The organism is Amycolatopsis nalaikhensis, assembly GCF_030264295.1.
Classification (GTDB): domain Bacteria; phylum Actinomycetota; class Actinomycetes; order Mycobacteriales; family Pseudonocardiaceae; genus Amycolatopsis; species Amycolatopsis nalaikhensis.
In genome coordinates this window covers 6,170,582-6,195,980 of record NZ_CP127173.1, presented here as the reverse complement: position 1 = coordinate 6,195,980, position 25,399 = coordinate 6,170,582, and the positions used below count along the sequence as shown (strand labels likewise).

The 25,399-nt window shown below is 72.2% G+C and carries 26 protein-coding genes, 1 tRNA gene and 2 pseudogenes; 7 read left to right on the top strand and 22 right to left on the bottom strand.

Annotated elements, in window-relative coordinates:
* Positions 1–116 precede the first annotated feature (116 nt).
* Positions 117–189 (bottom strand) — tRNA-Asn (locus tag QP939_RS30325).
* Between the two features lie 169 nt (positions 190–358).
* Here QP939_RS30325 and QP939_RS30320 point away from each other — a divergent pair.
* Complete coding sequence (locus tag QP939_RS30320) at positions 359–529, top strand: hypothetical protein (protein ID WP_166641722.1); 171 nt, start codon at positions 359–361, stop codon at positions 527–529.
* Here QP939_RS30320 and QP939_RS30315 read toward each other — a convergent pair.
* Genes QP939_RS30315 through dnaG form a run of 3 tightly spaced genes read right to left on the bottom strand, consistent with a single transcriptional unit; the run spans position 526 to position 3,781 of the window.
* Positions 526–1,287 (bottom strand): trans-aconitate 2-methyltransferase, encoded by a 762-nt coding sequence (locus tag QP939_RS30315; RefSeq protein WP_285449596.1) that lies wholly within the window; start codon positions 1,285–1,287, stop codon positions 526–528. The genes QP939_RS30320 and QP939_RS30315 overlap by 4 nt on opposite strands.
* 45 nt (positions 1,288–1,332) lie before the next feature.
* Entirely contained in the window at positions 1,333–1,854 is a 522-nt protein-coding gene (locus QP939_RS30310) for a hypothetical protein (RefSeq protein ID WP_285449595.1), read from the bottom strand.
* Between the two features lies 1 nt (position 1,855).
* A complete protein-coding gene (gene dnaG, locus QP939_RS30305) occupies positions 1,856–3,781 on the bottom strand; it encodes a DNA primase (RefSeq protein WP_285449594.1) in 1,926 nt (641 codons plus the stop codon).
* A 32-nt stretch (positions 3,782–3,813) separates the two neighbouring features.
* On the opposite strand from dnaG, the gene QP939_RS30300 reads away from it, so the two are divergent.
* Complete coding sequence (locus QP939_RS30300) at positions 3,814–4,767, top strand: sigma-70 family RNA polymerase sigma factor (RefSeq protein WP_285449593.1); 954 nt, start codon at positions 3,814–3,816, stop codon at positions 4,765–4,767.
* On the opposite strand, the gene QP939_RS30295 is transcribed toward QP939_RS30300, so the two are convergent.
* From QP939_RS30295 to QP939_RS30285, 3 genes are all read right to left on the bottom strand, one after another.
* Entirely contained in the window at positions 4,739–5,509 is a 771-nt protein-coding gene (locus QP939_RS30295) for a hypothetical protein (protein WP_285449592.1), read from the bottom strand. The genes QP939_RS30300 and QP939_RS30295 overlap by 29 nt on opposite strands.
* 63 nt (positions 5,510–5,572) lie before the next feature.
* Entirely contained in the window at positions 5,573–6,139 is a 567-nt protein-coding gene (locus QP939_RS30290; RefSeq protein ID WP_285449591.1) for a carboxymuconolactone decarboxylase family protein, read from the bottom strand.
* Between the two features lie 22 nt (positions 6,140–6,161).
* Positions 6,162–7,520 carry an MFS transporter gene (locus tag QP939_RS30285; protein WP_285449590.1) on the bottom strand — a complete coding sequence of 453 codons (1,359 nt, stop codon included), beginning with the start codon at positions 7,518–7,520 and terminating at the stop codon, positions 6,162–6,164.
* Between the two features lie 24 nt (positions 7,521–7,544).
* Here QP939_RS30285 and QP939_RS30280 point away from each other — a divergent pair, with 24 nt between their 5' ends.
* Entirely contained in the window at positions 7,545–7,994 is a 450-nt protein-coding gene (locus QP939_RS30280; protein WP_285449589.1) for a MarR family winged helix-turn-helix transcriptional regulator, read from the top strand.
* Here the strand turns inward: QP939_RS30280 and QP939_RS30275 are convergent.
* Entirely contained in the window at positions 7,991–8,665 is a 675-nt protein-coding gene (locus QP939_RS30275; RefSeq protein WP_285449588.1) for a carboxymuconolactone decarboxylase family protein, read from the bottom strand. The genes QP939_RS30280 and QP939_RS30275 overlap by 4 nt on opposite strands.
* 100 nt (positions 8,666–8,765) lie before the next feature.
* On the opposite strand from QP939_RS30275, the gene QP939_RS30270 reads away from it, so the two are divergent.
* On the top strand, positions 8,766–9,374 hold the full coding sequence (locus QP939_RS30270; protein WP_285449587.1) for a TetR/AcrR family transcriptional regulator: 609 nt from the start codon (positions 8,766–8,768) through the stop codon (positions 9,372–9,374).
* On the opposite strand, the gene QP939_RS30265 is transcribed toward QP939_RS30270, so the two are convergent.
* Together QP939_RS30265 and QP939_RS30260 are read right to left on the bottom strand one after the other, a co-directional pair.
* Positions 9,364–10,008, bottom strand: coding sequence for a DUF6193 family natural product biosynthesis protein (locus tag QP939_RS30265; protein ID WP_285449586.1), 645 nt, complete (start codon positions 10,006–10,008; stop codon positions 9,364–9,366). The genes QP939_RS30270 and QP939_RS30265 overlap by 11 nt on opposite strands.
* 3 nt (positions 10,009–10,011) lie before the next feature.
* A complete protein-coding gene (locus tag QP939_RS30260; RefSeq protein WP_285449585.1) occupies positions 10,012–10,551 on the bottom strand; it encodes a DinB family protein in 540 nt (179 codons plus the stop codon).
* A 49-nt stretch (positions 10,552–10,600) separates the two neighbouring features.
* On the opposite strand from QP939_RS30260, the gene QP939_RS30255 reads away from it, so the two are divergent.
* The gene (locus QP939_RS30255; protein WP_285449584.1) at positions 10,601–11,278 is read left to right on the top strand and encodes an alpha/beta fold hydrolase; all 678 of its coding nucleotides are present in this window, start codon (positions 10,601–10,603) and stop codon (positions 11,276–11,278) included.
* Between the two features lie 84 nt (positions 11,279–11,362).
* Here QP939_RS30255 and QP939_RS30250 read toward each other — a convergent pair whose 3' ends face one another.
* From QP939_RS30250 to QP939_RS30195, 12 genes and pseudogenes are all read right to left on the bottom strand, one after another.
* Positions 11,363–13,174 (bottom strand): glycosyl transferase, encoded by a 1,812-nt coding sequence (locus QP939_RS30250; protein WP_434219585.1) that lies wholly within the window; start codon positions 13,172–13,174, stop codon positions 11,363–11,365.
* Positions 13,171–14,262, bottom strand: a complete 1,092-nt coding sequence (locus QP939_RS30245) for a serpin family protein (RefSeq protein ID WP_285449583.1) — start codon at positions 14,260–14,262, stop codon at positions 13,171–13,173. The genes QP939_RS30250 and QP939_RS30245 overlap by 4 nt, the downstream gene beginning before the upstream one ends.
* 500 nt (positions 14,263–14,762) lie before the next feature.
* Positions 14,763–16,034 (bottom strand): deoxyguanosinetriphosphate triphosphohydrolase, encoded by a 1,272-nt coding sequence (locus tag QP939_RS30240; RefSeq protein WP_285449582.1) that lies wholly within the window; start codon positions 16,032–16,034, stop codon positions 14,763–14,765.
* A 33-nt stretch (positions 16,035–16,067) separates the two neighbouring features.
* Positions 16,068–16,721, bottom strand: coding sequence for a YdcF family protein (locus QP939_RS30235; protein WP_285449581.1), 654 nt, complete (start codon positions 16,719–16,721; stop codon positions 16,068–16,070).
* Positions 16,722–16,753: 32 nt separating this feature from the next.
* Positions 16,754–17,359, bottom strand: coding sequence for a response regulator transcription factor (locus QP939_RS30230; protein ID WP_285449580.1), 606 nt, complete (start codon positions 17,357–17,359; stop codon positions 16,754–16,756).
* Positions 17,356–18,552 (bottom strand): sensor histidine kinase, encoded by a 1,197-nt coding sequence (locus tag QP939_RS30225; RefSeq protein ID WP_285449579.1) that lies wholly within the window; start codon positions 18,550–18,552, stop codon positions 17,356–17,358. Before QP939_RS30225 ends, QP939_RS30230 begins: the two co-directional genes overlap by 4 nt.
* A 21-nt stretch (positions 18,553–18,573) precedes the next feature.
* Entirely contained in the window at positions 18,574–19,311 is a 738-nt protein-coding gene (locus QP939_RS30220; RefSeq protein WP_285449578.1) for an ABC transporter permease, read from the bottom strand.
* A complete protein-coding gene (locus QP939_RS30215; RefSeq protein ID WP_285449577.1) occupies positions 19,308–20,231 on the bottom strand; it encodes an ABC transporter ATP-binding protein in 924 nt (307 codons plus the stop codon). Before QP939_RS30215 ends, QP939_RS30220 begins: the two co-directional genes overlap by 4 nt.
* A 94-nt stretch (positions 20,232–20,325) precedes the next feature.
* Entirely contained in the window at positions 20,326–21,714 is a 1,389-nt protein-coding gene (locus QP939_RS30210) for a glycine--tRNA ligase (protein WP_285449576.1), read from the bottom strand.
* An 83-nt stretch (positions 21,715–21,797) separates the two neighbouring features.
* Positions 21,798–22,449, bottom strand: a pseudogene (locus tag QP939_RS30205) (class F sortase).
* 79 nt (positions 22,450–22,528) lie between these two features.
* A pseudogene (locus tag QP939_RS30200) lies at positions 22,529–23,168 on the bottom strand (class F sortase).
* A complete protein-coding gene (locus QP939_RS30195; protein WP_285449575.1) occupies positions 23,169–24,248 on the bottom strand; it encodes a hypothetical protein in 1,080 nt (359 codons plus the stop codon).
* 266 nt (positions 24,249–24,514) lie between these two features.
* Between QP939_RS30195 and QP939_RS30190 the strand changes: the two genes are divergently transcribed.
* Positions 24,515–24,883 (top strand): ArsR/SmtB family transcription factor, encoded by a 369-nt coding sequence (locus QP939_RS30190; RefSeq protein ID WP_285449574.1) that lies wholly within the window; start codon positions 24,515–24,517, stop codon positions 24,881–24,883.
* A complete protein-coding gene (locus QP939_RS30185) occupies positions 24,883–25,296 on the top strand; it encodes a Fur family transcriptional regulator (protein ID WP_285449573.1) in 414 nt (137 codons plus the stop codon). Before QP939_RS30190 ends, QP939_RS30185 begins: the two co-directional genes overlap by 1 nt.
* Positions 25,297–25,399: the final 103 nt, after the last annotated feature.

The following is a 25,399-nucleotide window of genomic DNA, read 5'->3' as shown; positions in this document are numbered from 1 at the left end:
GGCGGCCGTGCTCGACGAATCCGGGACGAGGCTTGTGAATCTGGACAGTTTCCGGACAGTTCGGGGGTTTCAGCCCCGGAACGCAAAGAAGCCCAGGCCGCTGGCCTGGGCTTTTGCTCCCCCGCTTGGACTCGAACCAAGAACCCTCCGGTTAACAGCCGAATGCTCTGCCAGTTGAGCTACAGGGGAATGTCGCTCACTTCCGGGGCCGGTCTCTCCGACCGACGAGAAGAACTTTAGCCCATGCCCGCAACCGCCTTCACACCACCCCCCACTTGGCCCAGCCCGCCCCCCTTCGCCGGGTTTTCCTGGACAATGGACAGTCGGACGACCTAGCGAACGGAAGGCGTGGACGCGGATGAAGAAGTTCCTGCTGGGGGCAGGCCTGGGGTACGTACTGGGCGCCAAGGCAGGCCGGGGGCGGTACGAGCAGCTCGTGCGCACCTACCGCCGGGTCGTCGACCACCCCATGGTGCAAGGGGCCGCCGGGGTGGCCCGGGCCAAGATCAGCGAGAAGGTGCGCCGCTAGACCCTCGCCACGACGAACACGCGGCGGAACTCGAACCACGTCGTCCCGTCGGGGCGGGGTGGGTACGCCTTGTCCAGCAACGGCGTCAGCTCCGCGCGGAACCGCTCCCACTCCGCGTCGGACAACGCCGCGCGGACCGGGCGCAACGCCGTCCCCGTGATCCACTCCAGCACCGGGGACGGCCCGCGCAATGGCTGCACGTACGTCGTCTCCCAGGCGTCAACGCCGCAGCCCGCGTCGGCCAGCAGGTTCGCGTAGCCCAGCGGGCTCAACACCGCGTCGTCCTCGCGCAGGACCACCTCCGCCAAGCGCGACGCCCACGCCGGGGACGCCGCCAGTTCCCGCGTCAACGCGTGCGATGGCGCGTTGAAGTTCCCCGGCACCTGGATCGCGAGATAAGCACCCGAGGGCAACGAAGCAGCCCAGCGGCGCAACAGCTCCTCGTGGTCCGGCACCCACTGCAGGACCGCGTTCGACACCACGACGTCGGTGTCCGGCGCGGGCGTCCAGTCGCGGACGTCGAGCAGGGCCGCGTCGAGGCCGCGCGCTCGGGCCGCCGCCACCATTTCGGGTGAACTGTCGCCGCACTCCAGGGCCGCCGACGGCCAGCGTTCGCGCAGGGACACCGTCAGGTTGCCGGGGCCGCAGCCGAGGTCGACGACGCGCCGCGGCGACGTCACTCCGATGCGGGAGATCAAGTCGTGGAACGGCCGGGCCCGCAGGTCGGCGTAGTCGAGGTACTTCTCCGGATCCCACACGGCCGCCTCCAATACAGTACGCCTGTACTGAGTACGAGCGTACTGCTACTCCGCGGGGTTGACCAGCTTCGCGGCGACCTGCTCGGCGATGGCCGCCACCAGCTCGGTGTCGGTGCCCGGATCCGGCCGGACCTGCAGGACGCTGCCGTCGCGGCCGGGCACCTTGCGCTGCACGAACCACGCTCCGCCGGACCCGATCTCCTGCCGGTGCCGCGAGCGGATCGAGCCCTCGACGCGCTGGTAGGCCTCGCGCGGCACCTTGCCCGGCGACGGCAGCCGGTACGGCACCGGCGGCCGGTCGGCCAGCACGACCGCCGAACCCGCCTCGCCCACCTCGGCCGACTCCGTCAGCGTGAAGACGCCGTCCTTCCAGGCCGCCTTGCCGATCAGGTGCCAGCCGACGCGACGCGCGCCGTCGTCGGCCGGGACCCACAGGCCCAGCGTCGTGACCACCAGGTAGCCGCCGCCCTCGACCGGTGCGCTGTCCACGACTTCTTCGCCGGGCGAAAGGGAACCCGCGAAGTCCGGGGGCGTGCGGTCGCCGAGCAACCGGCGCAGCCAGCTCATGTCAGCTCCACGCGCTGGCGGCCGCCTGCTCGCCCAGCGACTTCTTGTACTGCTCCAGCGCGACGAGGTCGCCGAACAGCGCGCGGTAGTCGTCCGGCGCCTCGACCGGCGACAGCCGCTGCAGCTTGCCCTTGATCTCGGCGATCTGGCGCCCGACGAGGTTCTCCTGCAGCCGGGCGAGGATCGACGAGATGTACCGGGAGTCGACCTCGTCCTTGGCCTGCAACGGTTCCACGGCCAGCTCCGAGAGCACCCGCCGGACCGTCCCTTCCGGACAGTGCGGCGCCGCCGCGTCCAGCAGCGCCGGCCCGGTCAGCCCCGAACCCGCGCCACCGGCCTTGAGCACGGCCTCGTGCACCGCGACGTACACCGGGTGGGTGAACGCCTCCAGCGGCAGCGCGTCGTACTCCGGCCCGGCGATCGCGGGCTGCTGCAGCGCGGCCTTCAGCGCCTCGCGCTGCACGGCGAACCGCGGGTCCTTCGGCGCCGGGCGCGCCACGTCCGGCGTCGCGGAAGCCGAAGCCGCCGGGGCTTGGGCGCCGACGCGCGCCGGTTGCTTGAGGGGCGCTCCCCCGCGCCGGTCGGTCGCGCCCGCGCTGCCGCGGACCCGGTTGACCACCTGCGCGACGTCCTGCCAGCCCACCCACCAGGCGAGCTTCGACGCGTAGCCGTCGCGGGCCGCGCGGTCCTTGATCGACGCCACCATCGGCACGGTCTTCTGCAGCGCCGCGACCTGGCCGTCGACCGAGTCGAGGTCGTAGTTCTTGAGCGTGCTGCGGATGACGAACTCGAACAGCGGGGTCCGCCGCGCGACCAGGTCCTTCACCGCGCTGTCGCCCTTGGCCAGGCGCAGCTCGCACGGGTCCATGCCGTCCGGCGCGACCGCGATGTACGTCTGCCCGGCGAACGTCTGGTCGCCCTCGAAGGCCTTCAGCGCGGCCTTCTGTCCCGCTTCGTCGCCGTCGAAGGTGAAGATCACTTCGCCGCGGAAGGCGTCGTCGTCCATCATCAGCCGGCGAAGCACCTTCATGTGGTCCTCGCCGAACGCCGTACCCGACGACGCGACCGCCGTCGGCACGCCCGCCGCGTGCATCGCCATCACGTCGGTGTAGCCCTCGACCACGACCACCTGGTGCCGCTTCGCGATCTCGCGCTTGGCCAGGTCGAGGCCGAACATGACCTGGGACTTCTTGTAGATCGGCGACTCGGCGGTGTTGAGGTACTTCGCCGAGATCCGGTCGTCGTCGAACAGCCGCCGCGCGCCGAAGCCGACGACGTCGTTGCCGACGTCGCGGATCGGCCAGACCAGGCGCCGGTGGAAGCGGTCCATCGGGCCGCGCTGGCCCTCCTTGGACAGCCCGGCCGTGAGCAGCTCCTTGACCTCGAAGCCCCGGTTGAGCAGGAACTTCGTCAGCTTGTCCCAGCCGCCGGGTGCGTACCCGCAGCCGAACGTCTTCGCCGCGGCCGCGTCGAACCCGCGCTCGGACAGGAAGTCCCGCGCCGGGCGCGCCTCGTCGGTGAGCAGCTGCTCGGCGTAGAACTCCTGCGCGAGGCGGTGCGCCTCGACCAGGCGGGTGCGGCTGCCGCGGTCGCGCTGGATCGTCGCGCCGCCGCCTTCGTAGGTGAGCCGGATGCCGACCCGGTCGGCCAGCCGCTCGACCGCCTCCACGAAGGAGATCAGGTCGATCTTCTGGATGAACTTGATGACGTCGCCGCCTTCGCCACAGCCGAAGCAGTGGAAGGTGCCGTGCGTCGGGCGGACGTTGAACGACGGGGTCTTCTCGTTGTGGAACGGGCAGAGGCCCTTCAGGCTGCCCCCGCCGGCGCGGCGCAGCGCCACGTACTCCCCGACGACCTCGTCGATCCGGTTCCGCTCGCGCACCTCCGCGATGTCGCTCTCCCGAATCCGTCCTGCCACGTCACCCACTCTAGCTTTGCCGGTTGCGGCACACTCGGGGCATGGCCTCCACGCCCACCGCCCAGGACACGCTCGCCGCGGAGTTCGCCGCGCACCGGAGCCACCTCATCGGGGTGGCCTACCGGCTGACCGGGACGCGCGCCGACGCCGAAGACGCCGTCCAGGAGTCCTGGCTGCGGCTGGCCGGGCTGGACGACGCCGGCCGCGCGGCCATCCGCGACCTGCGGGCCTGGCTGACCACGGTCGTCGGCCGGATCTGCCTCGACCGGCTCAAGTCGGCCGCGGCGCAGCGGGAGAAGTACGTCGGCAACTGGCTGCCCGAGCCGGTCGTGACGCCGTTCGGGCAGCCCGTGAGCGAGGACCCCCTCGAAGTCGCGGTCCGCGACGACGGGCTGCGGATGGCCGCGCTGGTCGTCCTCGACAAGCTGACCCCGGAGCAGCGGGTGGCGTTCGTCCTGCACGACGCCTTCTCGGTGCCGTTCTCGGAGATCGCCGACGCGCTCGGCGTCTCGGTCGAGGCCGCCCGCCAGCACGCCTCCCGCGGCCGCAAGGCGCTCGCCGAGGCCGACCCGCCGCCGCGCGTGCCGCTGGAGGACCAGGCGAAGATCCTCGAGAAGTTCGTCGCCGCGCTGCAGCAGGGCGACGTCCAGGCGATGACCGAGCTGCTGGCCCCGGACGTCGTGCTCATCGGCGACTCGAACGGCAAGGGCCGCACCGCCCGCCAGCTCATCCTGGGCCCGGACAAGATCGCCCGGTTCTTCGTCGGCCTCACCCGCAAGTACGCGCCCGGGATGGTCGAGCGCGGCGCGCCGGTGCTCGTCAACGGCGACCTGGGCATGTACCTGGCGCCGATGCCGGGCCGCGACGGCTTCCTCGCCCTCGACGAGCACGTGCAGTCGGTCAGCATCCGCGACGGGAAGATCGTGGCGATCTACGACCTGGTGAACCCGGACAAGCTGACCCGGATCACGCGTCCCGGCGCCGGACCGTCGTGATCCCGACGGCCAGCACCAGCACGGCGAAGAGCGCGAAGTAGGCGAGCGCCCAGCCGGTGGCCAGCGGCGAGTCCGAAAGGACGGTCGCGGTGCCGCCGTCCCGGCCCGCGTTCGCCTCCCCGCGGCCGGTGAGGAACTTCGTGGCGGCGTTCAGCGGCAGCCAGCGGTGGATCGCCGGGCCGGCGTCCGGGATCAGCTGCACGCTGTTCTCGAACGCCAGCGGGTAGACCACGAGCAGGGCGACGGTCCCCGCGGTGTGCCGCGCGAGCAGGCCGACGCCGACCCCGGCGACGGCGGCGAGGGCGAACACCGGGCCGGTGCCGGCGACGATCGTCCAGTCGGCGGCGCTGTCGAGGGCCAGGTCGGCGTCCGGGGCGAGGATCCGCGCCACCAGCCAGGCGGTGAACGCGGCGGCTTCGCCGAGCAGGAAGGCGTACCCGGCGGCGACCGCGGCCTTCGCGACCAGCGCGGGCGTCCGGCGTGGCACGGCCTGGAAGGTGCCGTGGATCGTGCCGGAGTGGTAGTCGCTGGTCACCGCCAGCCCGGCGAGCACCAGCACGGCGACCAGGCCGATCTGGTAGCCGAACTGGGTGCTCGCGACGGTCGGCGGCAGGTGGGACTCGGTGGCCGACAGCGCGGTGAGCGCGGCCGGGACGGCGAGCGCGACCAGCGCGAAGCCACCGCACACCCAGGGCGTGGCGATGCTGAAGAGCTTGATCCGTTCACTGGCGACGAGGTGCATGCCCGGAACGGTCCCGCGAAGACCCCCGGTGGCGCGTCCCACCGGGGTCGGGTTCGCGGGGTCCTACGGCAGCGGGACGCGGCAGGCGTCGCCGGAGGTGAAGCCCTGGTCGACGATGCCGAGCGCGCTGTTCATCCGGGCGCGGGAGTTCTCCAGCGCGATCTGGTAGGTCAGCTCGACGACGCCGGCGCGGCCGAACTCGCGCTCCAGCTCGGCGACCTGCTCGTCGGTCACGGTCACCTGGTCGCCGGACATCGCGTCGGCGTAGGCGATCGCGAGCCGCTCCTGGCGGCTGAACGCGGGCGAGGTCGCGTAGTCGTCGATCTGCTTCAGCCGCTCGATGTCGAGGCCCTCGTGCTTCTGCAGCATCGTGCCGAAGTCGACGCACCACGAGCAGCCGATCCGGGTCGCGACGCGGTAGACGGCGAGCTCCCGCACGTTCGCCGGGACCTTCTTCGACGCCCGCTCGGCCAGCAGCTCGTGCACCATGTAGGTCCGCAGCAGGCCGGGGTGGTGCGCGGCGACGGCCATCGGCTCGGGCACCGCGCCGTAGCGGCGGCCGGCGACGCGGTAGACCAGCTTGAGGAACAGGCCGGCTTCGGACGTCTTCTTCGCGGGGATGCGCGGCATTTCGGTCTCCTTCGTCTCGGTCCTACGGGCTGGACGAGACGGCGTCCGAGGACGTGACACCGGGCGCTGTGACCCAGGCCACCAGCAGCACGGCGGCCGCGGCGGCGAACACGACGGTGAGGCCCGGCGCGGCCAGCCCGCCGGTCGCGGCCAGCGCGAGCCAGCCGAACACCGCGGCCCCGGCCAGCCCGCCCGCCTGCCGCGCGAAGGTCAACGAGCCCAAGGTGACGCCCATCAGGTCGCGCTTCGCCCGCGTCTGGCCCAGGACGGTGTACGCGGACGTGCAGACCGCGAACGCGGCACCGATCGCGAACAACCCCGGCGCGAGCAGCCAGGGCGGCCCGCCGAGCGCGGCCGCGACGGCGATCGCGGCGAGCCCCGCGGTGCCGAGCGCGCAGCCGAGCCGTCCCCACGCCGTCATGTCCGGGTGGCGGCGGGCGAGCGCGGCGAAGGACGCGGACAGCGCGAGCTGACCGGCGGTCATGGCGACGAGCAGCAGGCCCGTCCCGGCCGCGTCCGTGCTCGCCGCGGCCACCAGGGCGACGTAGGTGAACGTGCCGTAGAGCGCGGCGCCCGCCAGGCCGTTGACCACCACCGCGCGGGCCAGCACGGCGTCGGCGAACACCTTCGGCGAGATCAGCGGGCTCGGCGTGCGACGCTGGCGCCGGACGAACAGGAACCCGGCCACGGCGGCCGTTCCGGCCAGCAACGGCGTCCACAGTGGACTGCGGGCGAGCGCGTCGACGGTCCCGAGCGCGACGACGGCGGAGCCCGCGACGGCGAGCAGCGCGCTGCCCGGCACGTCGAACTTTTCCTTGGCACCACGCGGTTTCGCGGGCAAGCCGCGCAGGCCGAGCAGCAGCGCGGGCACGCACAGGGGCAGGTTGACGAGGAAGATCCACCGCCAGCCGGGGCCCGCGGCGAGCAGTCCACCCAGCGGCGGCCCGCCGAGGGTGGCGGCCGCGAAGACGGCCGTCTGCCAGCCTTGGCGGCGCAGCAGCTCGTCTCGCTCGAACAGCTCGCCAAGTGCGCTCATGGCCGTGACGATCAGTCCGCTCCCGCCGAGCCCCTGCAGCGCGCGGGCGGCGACGAGCGAACCGATATCGGGAGCGGCCGCGCACCACGCCGAGGCGGCGGCGAACACCAGCACCGAGCAGGCGAACGTCAGCCGACGGCCGTAGAGGTCGCCGAGGCGGCCGTGCAGCGGCGTCGCGACGGTGAGGGTGAGCAGACCGGCCGCGGTGACCGCGACGAGCCCGGTCCGGGCGTGCAGGTCGGCGCCGATCGAGGGCAGGGCCGCGGTGACGACCAGGCCGTCGAGCTGGGCCATGGCCATGCCGAGCAGGAGTCCGGCGTAAACCAGGTTCCGAGATGCGTGCATAAAGCACACGTTATAACGTGCCTTATGCACGCATCAAGCCCCGGTGGCCCCGCCCTCTTCCGCCTGGTCCGCCACTGGGCGCGCCAGTGGGCCCCGGACGTCGTCGAGCGCTTCGCCGCCGACGCCCCACCGGCGTGGACGGTGCCGAACCTCTTCGTCATCCAGGCGATCGACGGGGCATCGAGGGAGGAAGTGACCGTCGCCGACGTGGCCCACCAGCTCGGCATCGACCGCTCGGTGGCGAGCCGGATGGTCGGCGAAGCGGTGCGAGACGGCTTCGTGGTGCGCTCGACGTCGACCCGCGACGCGCGGCGCGCCGCGCTCACGCTCACCGAAGCGGCGAAGGAGTTTCTCGCGACTTCGCAGGCCCACCAGCGTCAAGCGTTCGACGCACTGGTGGGCCACTGGGCACCGGAAGACCGCGAGCGGTTCGCCGCCTACCTGAACCGGCTCGCCGACGAGGTCCTCGGCTAGCTGTCCGCGAGGATCGGGTTCAGCGCTTCCCAGGCGTGCCAAGCCCGCGTGACGCCGAACTGGGCGTTGAACCGCAGCGCGGCGCGCACGTCCTCCGGCGACGCGCCGCCGCGCAGCGCGCGCCCGACGTGGGTGCGGAACGTGTCGGCCAGTGTTTGGTAGTGGACGTCGACGCTGAGGCTGACCAGGCCGCGCTCGCGTTCGCTGAGCGTGCCCGGCCCGTGCCCGGCGCGCATCCGCGACTGCAGGTCGAAGAAGCCGGTGAAGTGCGCGTCCAGCTCGTCGAGCCGGGCCCGGACGGCGTCCGGCAGCGGGCTGGGCCCCGGCGTCAGCAGCTCCGGGTCCAGTGGTTCGGCGTCCGGCCGCGCGATGCCCAGCTCGGCTTCGACGTCGGCGAGCCGTTCGAGGCCCGCGGCGGCCGCGTGGTAGCCGCAGTCGTAGGAGACGAACCGCAGCAGCGCGCGGACGTCCGCGGTGGACACGCCGGCGGCGAGCCCGGTCCGGACGTGCGCGGTGAACGGCAGGCCGAAGGTGCCCTGGCAGACGTCGGCGGTGACGCGCAGGAACGTCTTCTCGCGGTCGGTCAGCTCAAGAATCGCCCCGACGTAGTCCTCGGTCGCCCCGGCCAGCTGGGCGAACACGGTGTCGAGTGAGGTTTCGGTGGTGGTCAAGATCGCGCTCCTCAGGTGGTGGACATTCGTAGCGCTACAGCTGTAGTGCAAGTGACGCTACACCTGTAGCGCAATGGGTGTCCAGCTACACTGGGCGGCGATGGAAGAGACCACCCGCCGCCGTCCCAACGCCCGCGGCCAGGGCGAACTGCTGCGCGAAGAGATCGTCACGGCCGCCGTCGGCATGCTCGACGAGCTGGCCGACGACGAGGCGCTGTCCCTGCGCGCGGTCGCGCGAGCGGTGTCGATCGCGGCGACGTCGGTGTACCTGCACTTCCCGGACCGCGACGCGCTGGTGCTGGCGGCGATGCGGCGGTGCCACGAGGAACTGGTGGCGACGGGCGACGAGGCCGCGGCGGCCGCCCCGGACCCGGCGGCCGCGTTGCGCGCCCGGATCCTGGCTCAGGCGGACTGGGCGCGGGCACACCCGGGGCTGTACAAGGTCCTGCACGAGAGCAAGGTCCACCGGCGCCACGGGATGCCGTTCAAGGAGATCATGGTCGCGCGGACGACCGAAGCGGTACGGGCATGCATGGCGGCGGGCTTGGCACCGGAAGACGATCCGGCGACGGTCGCCATCGACCTGCGGACCGCGGTGAACGGGATGCTGGCGCAGCGCATCAACGAGCCCGACCTGCCGTGGCCGCCGGCGGTCGAACAGATCGACCGGTTCCTGGTCAAGCTCGTCGGCCTGCGGGTCAGCCGATGAGGGAAACCACCCGCGCGACGGCCGCTTCGGCGTCCGGCACCCGGACCTCCTCGCGATCGGGGCCCCGCACCCGGAAACCGCCGTCCCGCCCGGGAGTCACCCAGACGCCCAGCGACGGCGACGGTTCGGCGGCGGGCCGGAGCCCGAGCGTGCCGTGGCTGGTGAACGGGTACCGCGACCGCAGCCGCGGTTCGGCCATCGCCAGTTCGATGAACCGGCGCAACGGCACCAGCTGCGGCGCCCGGTCGCGGTAGGCGAAGTACTGCTGCCACATGTATTCGACGCCTTCGCCGCGTTCGCAGGCGTCGGCCCAATCACCGAACCGGGCGAACGGCCAGGCCGCCCGCATCGCGTCCGGCGTGGCCCCGGCGACCCAGTCGCGGGCGGCACCCGCCGCCGCGGCGAGATCGGCGGTCTGACCGCTCGCGTAGTGGATTCTCCTGGCCCAGAACTGCAGGAGGAAAACCCGTTTCTCGCTGCCGAGCACGGTGTCCACCGACCGGTCGCGGCCCCGGGCGACCACGTTCCGGCCCGGCCACGCCGGCATTTCCTCGAGGTGGACGTCCGGCCCGAGCACGTCGCGGAAGGCCGCGAGGAGCGTCCCGGCGGCTTCGACTTCGGGGTACAGCACCACCCGCTACTCCCCCGTGCTGCCGTCCACCGACTCGCGGAGGAAGTCGGCGTGGCCGTTGTGCCGGGAGTACTCCTCGACCATGTGGACGAGGATCCAGCGCAGGCTCGGCGCGCGGCCGTCGGGCCAGGGGCGCTTGGCGGGCTGGGACAGGTCGCCGTCCTCGAGCACCTGCGCCACGGCGGCGCGGGACCGGGCGACAGTCTCTTCCCAGAGCCCGAAGAGCTGCTCCGGGGTGTCGTCCGCGGCGGATTCCCAGTCCCAGTCCGGAGTTTCGGCCCAGTCGACGGTGTCGAACGGCGCCGACCGCTCGCGGTCGAACAGGACCCGCGAGAACCAGTGGTCCTCGACGTAGGCTAGGTGCTTCAGGAGTCCGCCGAGGGTGAGGGTGGACGGCGCGACGGTCGCGCGCAGGCCGTCCGCGTCCAGCCCGGCGCACTTCCAGGCGAGGGTCGCGCGGTGGAAGTCGAGGAAACCGAGGAGGGTCGCGGCTTCGTCGCCGTCGACGGGCGGTTCGGGCCGCCCCTGCTCGTCCACTGAGGTCACGGGCGCCGACTCTACCGAAATTGTCGGTGCCCTCCGCTAGGTTCCGATCATGGCTGAATTCGTACTGGTGGCCGGGGCTTGGCTCGGCGCATGGGCGTGGGACGACGTGGTGCCGGCTCTGCGGGAAGCGGGCCACGGCGCCCACCCCGTGACGCTGTCCGGCCTGGCCGAGCGGAGCGGGATCCCGGCCGGGCAGCAGACGCACGTGCAGGACATCGTGGACGTCGTCGAGCGCGCGGACCTGCGGAACGTCGTGATGGTGGGACACAGCTACTCGGGCATCCCGGTCGGCCAGGCGGCGCAGCGCATCGGCGACCGGCTGCACCACGCCGTGTTCGTGGATTCGAACGTGCCGACCGACGGCGAGTCGTTCACGTCGGTCTGGAGCGCGGCGCAGGTCGCGGAGCTGACCGAGCGGGGTTTCTGGCCCCCGCTGCCGGCGGAAGACTATGCGGGGCAAGGACTTTCGGACGAGCAGATCGCCCGCATCGTCGGATCGACCCCGCACCCGGCGGCCTCGCTGACGGAACCGGCGAAGCTGAACGGTCCGCTGGAAGAACTCCCGGCGACGTACCTCAAGTGCCTCCTCGACGGCGACACCCCGAGCCCGGACGTGGTGAAGCTGCTGGAAAGCGACCGGTGGCGGCTGGTGGAGATGGAGACCGGGCACTGGCCGATGTTCTCGCAACCGGCGGAGCTGGCCCGACTCCTGCTGGAGGTGGCATGACCGGTGTGCCGTCAGCGGCCCGCTGAAACGCACAGCACGGCACGACCGCGGCCAGCACCGCTCGCCCGGCCGCGGCGTGAGCGACTACGGCGTCAGCGGCCGCACGTCCCAGACCCACACCCCACCGACGAACTCCGCCGGTTTCCGCAGCAGCAGCTCCACAGTGGACTTCAGCGCTTCCTGGTTCTGCCGCGGCCCGACCACCAGCACGTCGGCCTTCCAGTACCGCAGGTCCTCCAGCGCCTGCGTGCGGTCGGACTCCGTCACGTCCGCCGCGCGGCCCGTCTTCTCGACCTCGGCGAACAGGTCCGACGTCGGGCGCGGGACGGCGCCGTAGCGGCCGCGGCGGTCGTCCGGGGAGGTCGGGCCCACGAAGTAGCCCTCCGGCATCGGGTAGCCCAGGCCCGCGTCCACCTGCCAGTGCAGCGGCTCGGCTTCACCCGTGCTCGGCAGCGGGACCGGCACCAGCGAGCCGCCCGGGGCGACGTACTGGCGCCAGATCCCGTCCGCGAAGAACGGCGGGGACAGCGGGCGCTGGTGCGTCACCAGCTCCGTCGGCGCGATCGGGAGCAGCACTGCCACCAGCGCGCCGACCCAGATCATGCGCAGCGGGAACCTCGGTTTGCCGTCGAGGGGCTCAGGCAGCTCCGCCGCCGCCGTCCAGACGCGGTGCGTCGCGATCGCCAGGAGCCCGCCCACCACCGGGATGCAGCCCATCGCCAGGCGGGATTCGAGCAGCGAGTCCAGCAGTGGCAGCTGCCCCAGCCACTTCCACGGCCCGGGGATGCCGGTGTCCTCGTGCGCCACCGTGATTTCGATGCCCAGCGAGAGGAGCGCCATCACGTACATCGTGATCGCCAGCGCGCGCGAGACGACGTCGCGCCACAGCCAGATCGTGAGCACCACCATCAGCACGATCAGCGGCCAGCCGAAGAACGCGTTCTCCTCGGTCCGGTTCATCGAAACGTCCGCGGCCGCTTCCGGCGCGCCCGCGATCGACTGCGTCGCGAAGCGCGTGAAGGCCGCCGTGTCGTTGCCCGCCGGGCCGTGCAGCAGCGAATGGAAGCTCTGCGGGCCGAAGAACTGCCAGTACAGCGGGAACCCGGCGATCAGCACCGCGACCACCGCGCCGATGCCGATCCCCTTGCCCAGCGGCGCCAGCATGCCGCGGATCTCCGTGCGGCGCGGGACCAAGTACGCGACGGCGAACACGATGAACGTCAGCGCGAAGATCGCCAGCGGTTCTTCGCCGAGCAGGATCTGCCACGCGACGAGCACCCCGAGCCAGATGCCGTTGCGCACCGGGCGTTCGCCGCGCGCGATCTGGATCGTCTTCAGCGCGATGAACGGCAGCACGAACAGCACCACGAAGTTCGGGTGCGCGTTGCCGTGCGAGATCATCGGCGGCGCGAACCCGCAGAACGCGCCGCCGATCGCGGCCGCCGTGCGGTTGGGCACCAGGTGCCGGGAAAACACCCAGTACCAGCCGATCGCGGTGCCGGCGAGCCCGGCGGTGAGCACGATCGCCCAGGTGAGCGTCGCGCCGAAGGTCAGCGTGATCGGGGCGAGCGGGATGTTCAGGCCGAACATCGCCGCGTTCGCCGCCATGTTGACGCCGAGCGGGTAGTTCTGCAGGTCCGTGGTGAACGGGTTCTGGAAGTGCAGGACGGACTTCGCGACGACCGTCGAGTACCACTCCCACTGGCTCTGGTCGGAGGCGCCGTTCCAGAGGTAGCCGCGCTTGAGGTCGAACCACAGGCCGTTGTAGAGCAGGATCGTGAACAGCAGGTACCCGCCGGCGATGGCGGAGTCCTGCCACGCCCAGCGCTTCGGCCCGGCGGGTGGTTCGGGAGCGGGTGGCACGAGTTCGGGGACGGCTTCGGACTTCAAGCTCACGGTTCGACCACCCTGGCGAAGAAGTAGAGGGCCCCGGTGCCGGCGTGCCGGACCAGCAGCAGGAACGGCCGGTCCACCGTGACGGTGACCGGTTCGTCGATGATCATCGAGGTCAGCCGCATGGTGAGCGCGGTCGCCGCGGCGCCCTCGAAGCCTTGTTCGTCCACCCGCAGCACGGCCTGGTGCAGCACCTCGGCCACGGCGAGCCGCGGGTCCGGGGAGAGCCCGCCGAGGTCGGCCTCGTCGGTGAACATCGTGCGGACGCCGAGACCCTGCAGCACGCGGGTCAGCGCGCTGGGCACGTCCAGCGAGATCTTGGGGAGCGCGAGCTCGACGGGCTTGGTCCGGATCCCGTCGAGCAGGTTCGCCAACGCGGCTTCGTCGAGGGTCGCCTCGGTCTCGGCGAGGTCGCCGTCGGGCAGCAGCACCACGGCCTGCAGGCCGCCCGCCGCGACGACCTGCACGGCCTGCCAGCCGCCGGCGTGCGCGTAGCCGACGCTCTCGCTGAGCCACATGGTGGGCACGTCACGCGTGCCGGACGGTGCGTGGAAAGGCGCGTCCGAGGTGTTCGCCTCCCGGAACGGGTGAACCCAGGCGGCCTTCAGGTACAGAGCGTTGACGAGCACGGCGGCTATGTCGCGATCGATCGACCCGGGCGGCAGCAGCTCGGGGATGAGCCCCCGCGTGGTGCGGCCGACGTCGTCGTTGATCAGCGCACGGGCGGCTTCGGGTTCCTTCTCGAAGGGCGCGCTCGCGACGGCGGCGCCGGGCCACCCGGCCAGCTCGGTCTTGAAGGAGTCTTCGAGCGGGAGGCGGTCGTCCGCCCACAGCGTGTTCGCGACGGCCAGCTCGGGTTGCTCACCGCGCGGCACTTCGAGCAGCTGCGCGGCTTCCCGGAGCAAGGTGGCCTGCCCGCCGGGATCCCCGACGAGGGCGACGAGCTCCTCCCGGGTCCGGCCCCGCGCCCCGAGGGCGGCGAGGGTCAGCGCGCTGGCCACCGAATAAGGCGAGAAACAGCTGTTCCCGCCCTCGGCACCGAGGGCCCGGTGGACGGCGAGGGCGAACCGGAGGTGGCTGTCCGTGGCCATGCGGGCGAGAGTACCGGAACGGTTCACCCTGCCGGGCGGCCACGCGGAACTCCGCCCATCGGTGACAAATCCCCCACCGGATGGCCCACCGCCGGATGCTAGACACGGCGGAACGGAACCCGCCCTACGGCGGTTGCCGGGCGCAGCGGATCCGGGCGACGTGGGGCGGCCGCGGGCGCATGGCCGCGCGAGGAACGCGGCTTGCCGGGCAGGTCTGCAGCGCACGCCGACCGCCCCACCGCACGGGTTCGGCCGAAGTGCCGCGCCAAGCAAACAACGCGGCTCGCCAGCCAGGCCGCCATCGCACGCCGACCACCACCTCCCCGCGCGGTTTCGGCCGAGCGGCCGAGACGCCGCGTCGAGCAAACAACGCGGCTCGCCAACCAAGCCCGCATCGCACGCCGACCACCACCTCCCCGCGCGGTGCGGCTTCGCCAGGCCGCCCCGCCCGCAGGCGCTTCCAGGCCGCACCCGTCCGCTTCCGCCCCCTCGACCACCCCCTAATGCAGCCGGGTGACGTGCCACGAGTACCAGACATGCGCCTGCGCGTCCGTGAGCGATGCGACCTGGTCGACCACCACCCGCAGCAGCCCCGCATCGTCTTTGGCCGCGTTCCACGCCGGGACGAACAGCGGGTCCAGGGACTCCGGCGCCCGCCGCGCCAGCGCGTGCACCAGCTCCGCCAGCAGCTCGCGCTGGCCTTCCTGCATCGCCAGCCGACGCCGGTCGCTCATCACGTACCGCAACGCCAGCGCCTTCAACAGCGCCACCTCCGCCGCGACCTGCTCCGGGACGCACAACCGCGCCTCGTACCGGCGCAACGGCCCCTCGCCGAACTTCTCCCGAGTGCCGGAGACCGCCGCGGTCGTGAACCGGCCGACCAGCTCGCTCGTCAGCCTCTTCAACGCCACCTGCGCGCCCGGTGAACCGTCCGGGGCCGCCGATGCCAGCGCCGCCACCACCGGCAACGACAGCAGCTCCGTCGCCGCTCCCTCCAATGTGGACACCGATTGGTGCGAGAAGTGCTTCGCGGCCGCCTCGGCGACGGCCGCGCGCTCGTCCGGGTACGCCAGCACCCGGAGCCTGATCCGGCCCGCCAGCACGCCGTCCTCGACGTCGTGCACCGAATACGCCACGTCGTCCGCCCAGTCCATGATCTGGGCCTCCAAGCACGTCCGCTCCGCCGGGGCGCCTTCGCGGAACCACTCGAACACCTCGGTGTCGTCGGCGTACACCCCGTACTTCGCCTGGCCGGGCTTGCGCGGCCACGGGTACTTCGTCGTCGCGTCGAGGCACGCCCTGGTCAGGTTGAGCCCGGCCGTGACGCCGTCCTCGCCGACCAGTTTCGGCTCCAGCCTCGTCAGGATCCGGATCGTCTGCGCGTTGCCCTCGAACCCGCCGCACGCCTCCGCCACCGAATCGAGCGCGCGCTCGCCGTTGTGCCCGAACGGCGGGTGCCCGATGTCGTGCGCCAGCCCCGCCGTGTCGACCAGGTCCGGGTCCGCGCCCAGCTCCTCGGCGATGCCGCGGCCGATCTGGGCGACCTCCAGCGAGTGCGTCAGCCGGGTGCGCGGGACGCCGGTGACCTCCGCGCCCTCCCCCGGCCCGACCACCTGGGTCTTGCCCGCCAGACGACGCAGGGCAGCCGAGTGCAGCACGCGCGCGCGGTCGCGGGAGAACGCGCTGCGCCCGTCCGCGCGCGTGCCGGGCAGCGCCGCGCCCTTCGGCGGCTCCGGCAGGAGGCGGGCGGTGTCGTGCTCCGTGTAGTCCACCCGACCAGCGTAAACGGCCGCACCGACAAAAACTCAGCCCAGGAAAGTGGCGAACAGGTCGTCGGCCGGGGTCTTCGTCAGCCGGTAGTACAGCAGCGCGCCCGTCTCGCGGACGATGTAGCGCACCTGCGTGACGCGCTCCTGCACGATCGGCCCGCTGTGCGTCGGCGCGGTCCACGCGTCGAGGCCGAGGTCGTCGGCCATCGTCCGGGCCCGGAACGAGTGCCACGGGTCGCTGACCAGCACCGCCGTGTGCCAGTCGCGCGCCTCGACCTGGACGGCGACCGCGCGCAGGCTGCGCAGCGTGTCGCTGCCCTCGCCGACGGCCAGCGTCGCCGACGCCGGCACGCCGTGGCGGGTCAGCCACAGCTGGCCCGCGCGCGCCTCGGTGAAGTTGTCCTCGGCCTTCTTGCCGCCCGCGGTGACGATCGTCTTCGCGACGCCCGCGTCGTAGAGCTGCTTGGCCTTGACCAGCCGCGCGGCGTAGATGTCCGACGGCTTGCCGTTGTACTGGGCCGCGCCCAGTACAACGATCACGTCGGCCGGGGTCCGGTCGTTCTCGCGCGCGACCTGCCACACCCGGAACGCGGTGCCGCCGATGAGCGCGAGCAGCATGAGGACCGTGCCGAAGGCGATCCGGCGCGCCCAGCTCGCGCGCGTCGGTTTCGTGCGTTCAGCGGTACCCACCCGGCCCATCTTGTCAGAAGGCCACCGGCCGCTCAGAGCCAGCCGCGCTCCTCGGCGAGCCGCACCGCTTCGGCCCGGGTGCGCGCCCCGGTCTTGCCGATCGCCGCCGACAGGTGGTTGCGGACCGTCCCTTCCGACAGGTGCAGCGCCCGCGCGATGTCGGCCACCGTGCTGCCGTCCTCGGCCGCCCGCAGCACATCCCGCTCCCGCGCGGTCAGCGGGCTGGCGCCGGTCGCGAGTGATTCCGCGGCCAGCGCGGGGTCGACCACCCGGAGTCCACTGTGGACCCGGCGGACGGCTTCGACGAGCTGCTCCGGCGGCGCGTCCTTGACGACGAACCCGGCCGCGCCCGCCGCCATCGCGCGGGCCAGGTAGCCGGGACGGCCGAACGTCGTGCAGATGATCACCCGGCACGACGGGAGCGCGGCCCGCAGATCGGCCGCCGCCTCGAGCCCGTCCTTGCCCGGCATCTGCACGTCGAGCAGGGCGACGTCGGGCTTCGCCTCGCGCGCGGCGGCCACCACCTCGTCGCCGGAGCCGACCTGCCCGACCACCTCGATGTCGTTTTCGAGGCCGAGCACGGTGGCCAGTGCCCCGCGCACCATGGCCTGGTCGTCGGCCAGCAACACCCGGATCAAGCGAGTCCTCCCGCGGCTTCGGCGCGCACGGCCGGGGCGGCCCCGCGCGGTTCCGGCAGCGGGATCTCCGCCCGCACCAGCAATCCTCCCCCGGGGCGGGCCGACGCCGCCACGGTGCCCCCGACCGCGGCCAGCCGCTCGGTGAGCCCGCGCAGGCCGTTGCCGGGGACGACGTCGGTGGCCGTGCCGTCGTCCTCGACCTCCAGCCAGTTCACGCCCAGCTTCACCTTGACCTGCTTGGCCCCGGAGTGCCGCAGCACGTTCGTGACGGCCTCGCGCAGCACGTAACCGAACGTGGTCTGGAACTCCGGCCGGACGTTGTCGACGGCGTGCGGCAGGTCGGCGTCGATCTCCGCGGCCCGCAGCGCCGCCCTGGCGCCCACGAGCTCCGCGGACAGCGACACCTCGCGGTACTCCGAGACCGTCGCGCGGACGTCGGAAAGCGCGCTGCGCGTGAGGCTTTCCACCTCGCGGATCTCCTCGACCGCGCGCGGGATGTCGCCCGCGCTCTCCAGCACCCGCCGGGCCAGCCCCGCCTTGACGGTGATCGTGGTCAGGCTGTGCCCGAGCAGGTCGTGCAGGTCGCGGGCGACGCGCTGGCGTTCGTTGGTCACGGCCAGCGTCGCGATCTCCTCGTTGGCCTGCTCCAGCCGCCGGACCGCGCGGACCAGGCTGGACATGAAGAACATCGCCAGCGTCACCGAGGTGACGGTGATCAGGTCGCCGTAGTCCTCACCGAACCGGCCGGCCACCAGCATGATCCCGGCGGCCAGCAGCACCGCGCCGCCGTCGAGGAACACCACCCAGGCCGGCGGCACCAGGAACACCGCCGCCGCGGTGCCGTAGAGCAGCGTGAAGGGGCTGGCGCCGACCGCGGCGACCACCGCGAGGCCCATCGCCAGCATGCCCGCGCAGTAGGCGAACCGGACCGGACGGTCGCGGTCGAACACCACCGGGAAGAAGGCGTACGAAGCCGCGTACGCGTAGACCAGCACCAGCAGCGCCACGACGGCCGGTGTCGGACGGCCGTGGCCCAGCACCGACTTCGTCACCGGGATCAGGAACGGCAGGGTGAACGCGATCGACAGGACCGGCCACCGCAGCTTGTCCGGCCCGCCGCCGTGCCGCCCGCGCGGCGGGTCCTCCCACCACGCCTCCCGGGTGTTCAGCCCGAACCTCGGCGACCTCGCCATGCTCTTCGTCCCCTCCGGCCCTCAGACGCGGGCGCTGTCCCTACGGTAACGCCTGATCACCAGCGCCCCGAGCACGACCGTCCACCCCGCGAGCACGGCCACGGCGGTGGGCAGGGCGACCACCATGTCGCTGGTCACGGCGGGTCGCGCCACCTGCAGCACCCAGTAGGTCGGCATGATCTGGGCGACGTCGTGCATCCAGTTCGGCATGCCCTCCAGCGGGATCCACAGCCCGCCGAGGAAGCCCATGCCGAGGGTGACGATCATGCTGATCGGCTGCATCGTCTCGGGCGTGCCGAACTGCCCGATCAGCAGCCCGAGCAGGACCAGCGGGATGGTGCCCAGCCAGACGCCGGCGAAGATGCGGACCCAGCCCGCGGCGTCGAGGTGCACGCCCTCGACCGTGACGGCCAGCAGCGGCACGAGGATCAGCGCGGGCAGCCCGACCAGCATCCCGGAAAGCCCTTTGCCCGCCAGGTACCCGGTGCCGGTCAGCGGGGTCAGCCGCAGCTGCCGCTGCCAGCCGAGAGCCCGTTCGAGTGCGAGCCGGGCGCCGCTGGTGTTGGCCGCGGCGAATGTCCCGAACGTCATCATGTTGATCATGATGATGGCGGCGATCTGCGCGTGCTGCGGATCGCTCGTCTTGGTGAAGACGTTGGCCTGCAACAGGAACATCAGCACCGGGAACGCGACGACGAAGATCAGGAACCGGGGCGCGCGGAAGTTGCGGCGGATCTCGGTGAGCAGGTAGGTGGTCATCGCACGGACTCCGGGGTCTCGTCGGCGGTCAGGGAGAGGAAGGCGCCTTCGAGGCCGACGGCGCCGATCTCGACGTCGTGCACGGCCGGGACGGCGGCCTTGAGCGCCCACAGCGTCGCGTCGGAGTCGCCGCTGGAGATCGCGACGCGGTCGCCGCGCAGCTCGAACTCCTTGACGCCGGGCAGGGCCGCGATGAGCGCGTCGGTCGCACCGGGGACGGCGGCCCGCAGGGTGCGGCCCCCGGCGAGCGCGCGGACCTCGGCGACGCTCCCGTCGGCCACCACCCGGCCGCGGCGCATCAGCACCACCCGGTCGGCGAACTCTTCGGCTTCTTCGAGGTAGTGCGTGGCGAACAGGACCGTGCGGCCGGACTCGGTGAACGAGTACATCGACTGCCAGAACTCGCGCCGCGTGCCGACGTCCATCGCCGCGGTCGGCTCGTCGAGGATCAGCAGGTCGGGGTCGCTGACCAGGGCGACGGCGAACCGCACGCGCTGCTTCTGCCCGCCGGAGAGCTTGTTCGCGCGGCGGTCGGCCAGTTCTTCGATCCCGGCGGCGCGCAGCGCCTCGGCGACCGGCATCGGCTCGCGGTGCAGCGCCGCGACCATCCCGACGGTCTCGGCGACGGTCAGGTCGTCCATCAGGGCGCCGCCCTGCAGCATCGCGCCGATCAGCCCGGCGCGGACGGCGTCGAGCGGCGTGCGCCCGAAGACGCGGACGCCACCGGCGTCGGGGCTGGTCAGGCCCAGGATCATGTCGACGGTGGTGGACTTGCCGGCCCCGTTCGGGCCGAGCAGGGCGACCACCTCGCCCGGGGCGATCGTCAGGTCGACGCCGTCGACCGCGTGGACGTCGCCGTAGTGCTTGCGCAGGCCGGTCAGGTGGACCGCGGCCCCCGCCTGGACTTCTGTTTCTCCCATGCCTCCAGGCTGCCGCCCGGGCGGCCCGGGACCCCAGACCGTGCGTCACGACCTGACCGTGACAGGTGTCAGGGGTACCCGGGCCCCGGGTGCGTCAGCAGCCGATGAGGCGGGCCGCCAGGTAGGACTCGAGCTTGTCGATGGCGATGCGCTCCTGCGACATCGTGTCGCGCTCGCGCACCGTCACGGCCTGGTCCTCGAGCGAGTCGAAGTCGACCGTGACGCAGTACGGCGTGCCGATCTCGTCCTGGCGGCGGTAGCGGCGGCCGATCGCCTGGGCGTCGTCGAAGTCGACGTTCCAGTGCTTACGCAGCGTCGCGGCGACGTCCTTCGCCTTCGGGGTCAGGTCGGCGTTGCGCGACAGCGGCAGCACCGCGACCTTGAACGGCGAAAGCCGCGGGTCGAGCTTCAGCACCACGCGGGTCTCGACGCCGCCCTTCGCGGTCGGCGCCTCCTCCTCGTGGTAGGCGTCGACGAGGAAGGCCATCATCGACCGGCCGACACCCGCCGCGGGCTCGATGACGAACGGGCGGTAGCGCTGCCCGGCCGCCTGGTCGAAGAACGACAGGTCCACGCCCGAGTGGTTCGAGTGCGTGGTGAGGTCGAAGTCGGTGCGGTTGGCGATGCCTTCCAGCTCGCCCCACTCCTGGCCCGCGTTGAACGCGAACCGGTACTCGATGTCGACGGTGCGCTTCGAGTAGTGGGAGAGCTTTTCCTTCGGGTGCTCGTAGTGGCGCAGGTTCTCGGGCTTGATGCCGAGGTCGGTGTACCAGTCCGTGCGCTGGTCGATCCAGTACTGGTGCCAGCGCTCGTCCTCGCCCGGCTCGACGAAGAACTCCATCTCCATCTGCTCGAACTCGCGGGTCCGGAAGATGAAGTTGCCGGGCGTGATCTCGTTGCGGAAGGACTTGCCGATCTGGCCGATGCCGAACGGCGGCTTCTTCCGCGACGTCGTCTGGACGTTGAGGAAGTTCACGAAGATGCCCTGCGCGGTCTCCGGGCGGAGGTAGTGCAGGCCCTCCTCGGACTCGACCGGGCCGAGGTAGGTCTTCAGCATCATGTTGAAGTCCCGCGGCTCGGTGTACTTGCCGCGGGTGCCGCAGTTGGGGCACGGGACGTCGGACAGGTCGTCCTCGGAGGTCGCCTTGCCGCTGCGCGCTTCGTACTCCTCGGCCAGCTGGTCGGCGCGGAAGCGCTTGTGGCACGAGAGGCACTCGATCAGCGGGTCGGTGAAGACGTTGACGTGGCCGGAGGCGACCCACACCTGCCGCGGCAGGATGACCGACGAGTCGAGGCCGACGACGTCGTCCCGGCCCTGGACCACGGTCTTCCACCACTGGCGCTTGATGTTGTCCTTCAGCTCGACCCCGAGCGGTCCGTAGTCCCAGGCCGAGCGGGTACCGCCGTAGATCTCCCCGCTGGGGAAGACGAAACCACGGCGCTTGCACAGGCTGACTACGGTATCGATGGTGTTCGTGGGCACTCCACGCTCCGGAAGCATGCGGGGACGGTCATCGGACTAGAACGTCAAGGGTATCCGCCGGGGCCCACGGCTTTTCGCGCAGGCTAGGGCCGGGACACCAGCGACGCCGTGACGACCCGGTTGTCCTCGTAGCCCTCGGTGCCCCCGACGTACTCGCCACCGCAGGTGACGAGCAGCAGCTTGTGCGGGCCATCGGGGTCGAAGAGCTGCTCGGAGCGGCCGGCGAGCTTCCGACTTGTGGATGGTTTCGGTGGCGTCGACCCGGTAGACCCAGGCGCCGCCCGCGGCGTCGGTGAGCTTGACCTCCTGGCCCTGTTTGACCTGCCAAAGCTCGGTGAAGGGCCCTTTCTTGCCCTTCCAGTTCACGTGCCCGGAGAGCAGGGCGACGCCGTGGTCGGCGCCCAGCTTGGCGCCCCACCAGGCGGCTTCGTCGAGGCCTTCGGGGATCTTGAGGGCACCGTTGGCGTCGAGGTCTTCCTGGACGAGCTTCGCGGTGCCGCCGCCGGGGAGGGCGAGGGTCGCGGGGGCCTGACCGGTGTCCACCGGGGTGCCCTGTGCGGCCGATTCGCTCGCCGGGACGGGCGCGCCGGTCCCGTTCGCGACCGCGGGTTCATCCTTTCCAGTGAAGATGAGCAGGGTCGCCACGAGGGCGGCGACCACGAACGCCCCGGCGACCCCGACGATCCACCAGCGGCCGGTGCCCTTCTTCGGCTCCGCGGGGTTCTGGTCCTGCATGTGCGCGTGCTCCTTCGGTCCGTGGCTGGTGCACAGGCACTCATGCCGCGGCGCGGGAAGGAGGTTGCACCGAAGTCGATCAGCCCGTGGGGCGCGTCACCAGTTCGGCCGTGACCAGGCGGTTCTCGTCGTAGCCCTCGGTGCCACCCACGTAATCGCCGCCGCAGGTGACCAGGACCAGGCGGTGCGGGCCGTTCTGCGCGAACCACTTCGGGGCCTGCTCCGGCAAGCTCTCCTTCGGGAGCGTCACCACCTCGTCCACCCGGTACAGCCAGCGGCCGCCGTTCGCGTCGACCACGCTCACCACGTCACCCGCTCGCATGCGCCACAGCTCGTCGAACGGCCCGCGCCGCCCCTCCCAGTTCACGTGGCCGGACAGCAGTGCCGTGCCCTGGGCCGCGCCCAGCTTGGCGCCCCACCACGCCGCGTCGCCGAGGCCGCGCGGGATCGGGAGCACGCCCGTGTCCGTGAGCTTCCGTGCGGACCAAGCGCGCCGTCGCGCCGCTGGGCAGGCGGACCGTGCCCGGGCGCTGCTGCTCGGCCGACTCGCTGTCCGCGGGCAGCACCGCCGGGGCCGCGTTCTCCCCCGGCAACGCCCCCGGTGGCGGCGCCGCGGCCTGCGTTGCCGTCGGCGGCAGCCAGGTCAGCAGCACGATCCCGGCCGCGAACGCGGCCACGGCCAGCGCCGCCGAGACGGCGGCCAGCCCGGTGCGCAGCACCTAGTCCGTCCCGGACTTGCGGCGCCTGCCGAGCAGCACCGCGACCGCCGCGAAGAACACCCCGCCGAACAGCAAGCCGATGCCGAGCGGGACGCGGGCGCCGTCGCCGTCGGTCGACGGGGCCGCCGCGCCGAGGTACCCGGCCGGGACCTGCGTCGGCACCGGTGCCTGGGACGCGGTCGCGCCGCCCGCGTTGTTGCCCGCCTTCGCGACGAAGCCCTTCGGCACCGAGCAGCTCACGCCACCCAGCACGATGGAGGTCTTGACGTCCTGCAGCGCGGCACCACTCGCGTCCTTGAGGTGCGTGGTGATCTCGACGCGCCAGCCGGCGACGGCCGTGTAGTCACCACCGCGCCAGCCGTCCTGGCGGATGAGCTGGTCGAACGCCGCGACGCGGGTCAGCTTCACGTCCGACACCGTGGTGTCCTTGCTGGCGTTGTCGAAGTCGCCGGGCGGGCCGAGGCGCAGGTTCTTCAGCTCTATACCGGCATTGCCGCCGGGCATCGGGACGATGCCGAGCGAGCCGCCCTGCCGCACCCACAGCTTCGCCAGCGTGGACGTGCCGGTCAGCTTCCCCGGGCCGGTGCAGTCGACGGCCGTCTTGGCGCCTTCGAGCACGAGCACCGTGTTGTCGACGGGCCGGGCGCCACCCTGCCAGGTGTCACGCAACGCGTAGTTGGTCTCGGCGACGGCGGTGGGCACGGTGGTCGCCTGCAGCGCGGCGACGACGTTGTGGTCCCGGCTCGCGACGCCCGGCGGGTACGGGTTGCCGTTGGTGTAGCGGCCGAGATCGATCTGGTAGTGCCCGCCGAAGGTGGTGCGTTCGCCGTTGTCCTTCGGCACCGACACGCGGTCGGCGCCGAGCTTCGACTGGCCGGGCAGCAACGGGGAGCGCTGGGTCTCGGTGATCAAGGCGCCGCCCTGCTGGCCGTCGCCGATCCGGACCGACGCGATGTTCGCGAAGGAGACCGGGCCGGTCTTCTCGTCGACCGCCTGGCTCTGCGCCCCGGCGACACCGGCGCCGACCAGCGGAAACAGGACAGCCGTCAGCACCGCGGCTTTGGTAGCGAAACGGGTCATGTCTCCCCACTGCTCTGCTCGGGCGGGTCGCCAGCGTACGAGAAGCGACGAAACGCTCCGCGACCACCTTGCACCGTCGGCCACGACAAGCGAAGCCGAAGAGCGAATATCCCACGAACTCACCCGAATGGAGCAATACGACCGGCCGTAGTCCGCAGGGCGCGGTGACGGGGGCGGGGCCCGGCGCGAGGGAACACTAGGATGGGTGGTGCCGTTATCGGCAATGACTACGGAATTCATGTCGCGGCGACGAGGGTGGAGGCGGTATGGCGACGGTCACCGGGAGTGGCGCCCAGCCGGACCTCGCGGAATGCGCCCCGCCGGCGGCCGCGGCGGCACCGGCCCACCCGCCGGCGGCGGTGCTGTCCGACGCCGGCGACCTGCTGCGCGCGCTCGCGGCGCCGGTGCGGATCGCGATCGTGCTGCAGCTGCGCGCGGCCGACCGGTGCGTGCACGAGCTGGTGGACGCCCTCGACGTCGCGCAGCCGCTGATCAGCCAGCACCTGCGGGTGCTGAAGACGGCCGGGGTGGTCCAGGGCGAGCGCCGGGGCCGCGAGGTCGTCTACCGCCTCGCCGACGACCACCTGGCGCACATCGTCGTCGACGCGGTCGCCCACGTGCAGGAAGGAAAGTGATGACCCCCGCCGCGCAGCGCAGCCAGGCCCCGGTGCCCGGACGCCGATCGACCCGCCAGCGGGCCGCGGTCGTCGAGCTGCTGAGCAAGATCGACGACTTCCGCTCGGCCCAGGAACTGCACGACGAGCTGCGCAAACGCGGCGACGGCATCGGGTTGACGACGGTGTACCGCACCCTGCAGTCCCTGTCGGAGGCCGGCGAGATCGACGTGCTGCGCACGGACTCGGGCGAGGCGATCTACCGGCGGTGCTCCGCGCACCACCACCATCACCTGGTGTGCCGGTTGTGCGGGCGCACGGTCGAGGTGGAGGGCCCGGCGGTGGAGCGGTGGGCCGAGAAGATCGCGGCCGAGCACGGCTTTTCGGAGATCTCCCACACGGTGGAGATCACCGGCACCTGCGGCGACCACTGAGGTTTCGCGGCCGGGGAGGGCGCCCTGCGAGGGTGGGTCGCCAGCCCCGCGGCCCCTGGGGGCGGAGCCGGGTGAGCGCAGGACCGCGGGTGACCGCGCCGCT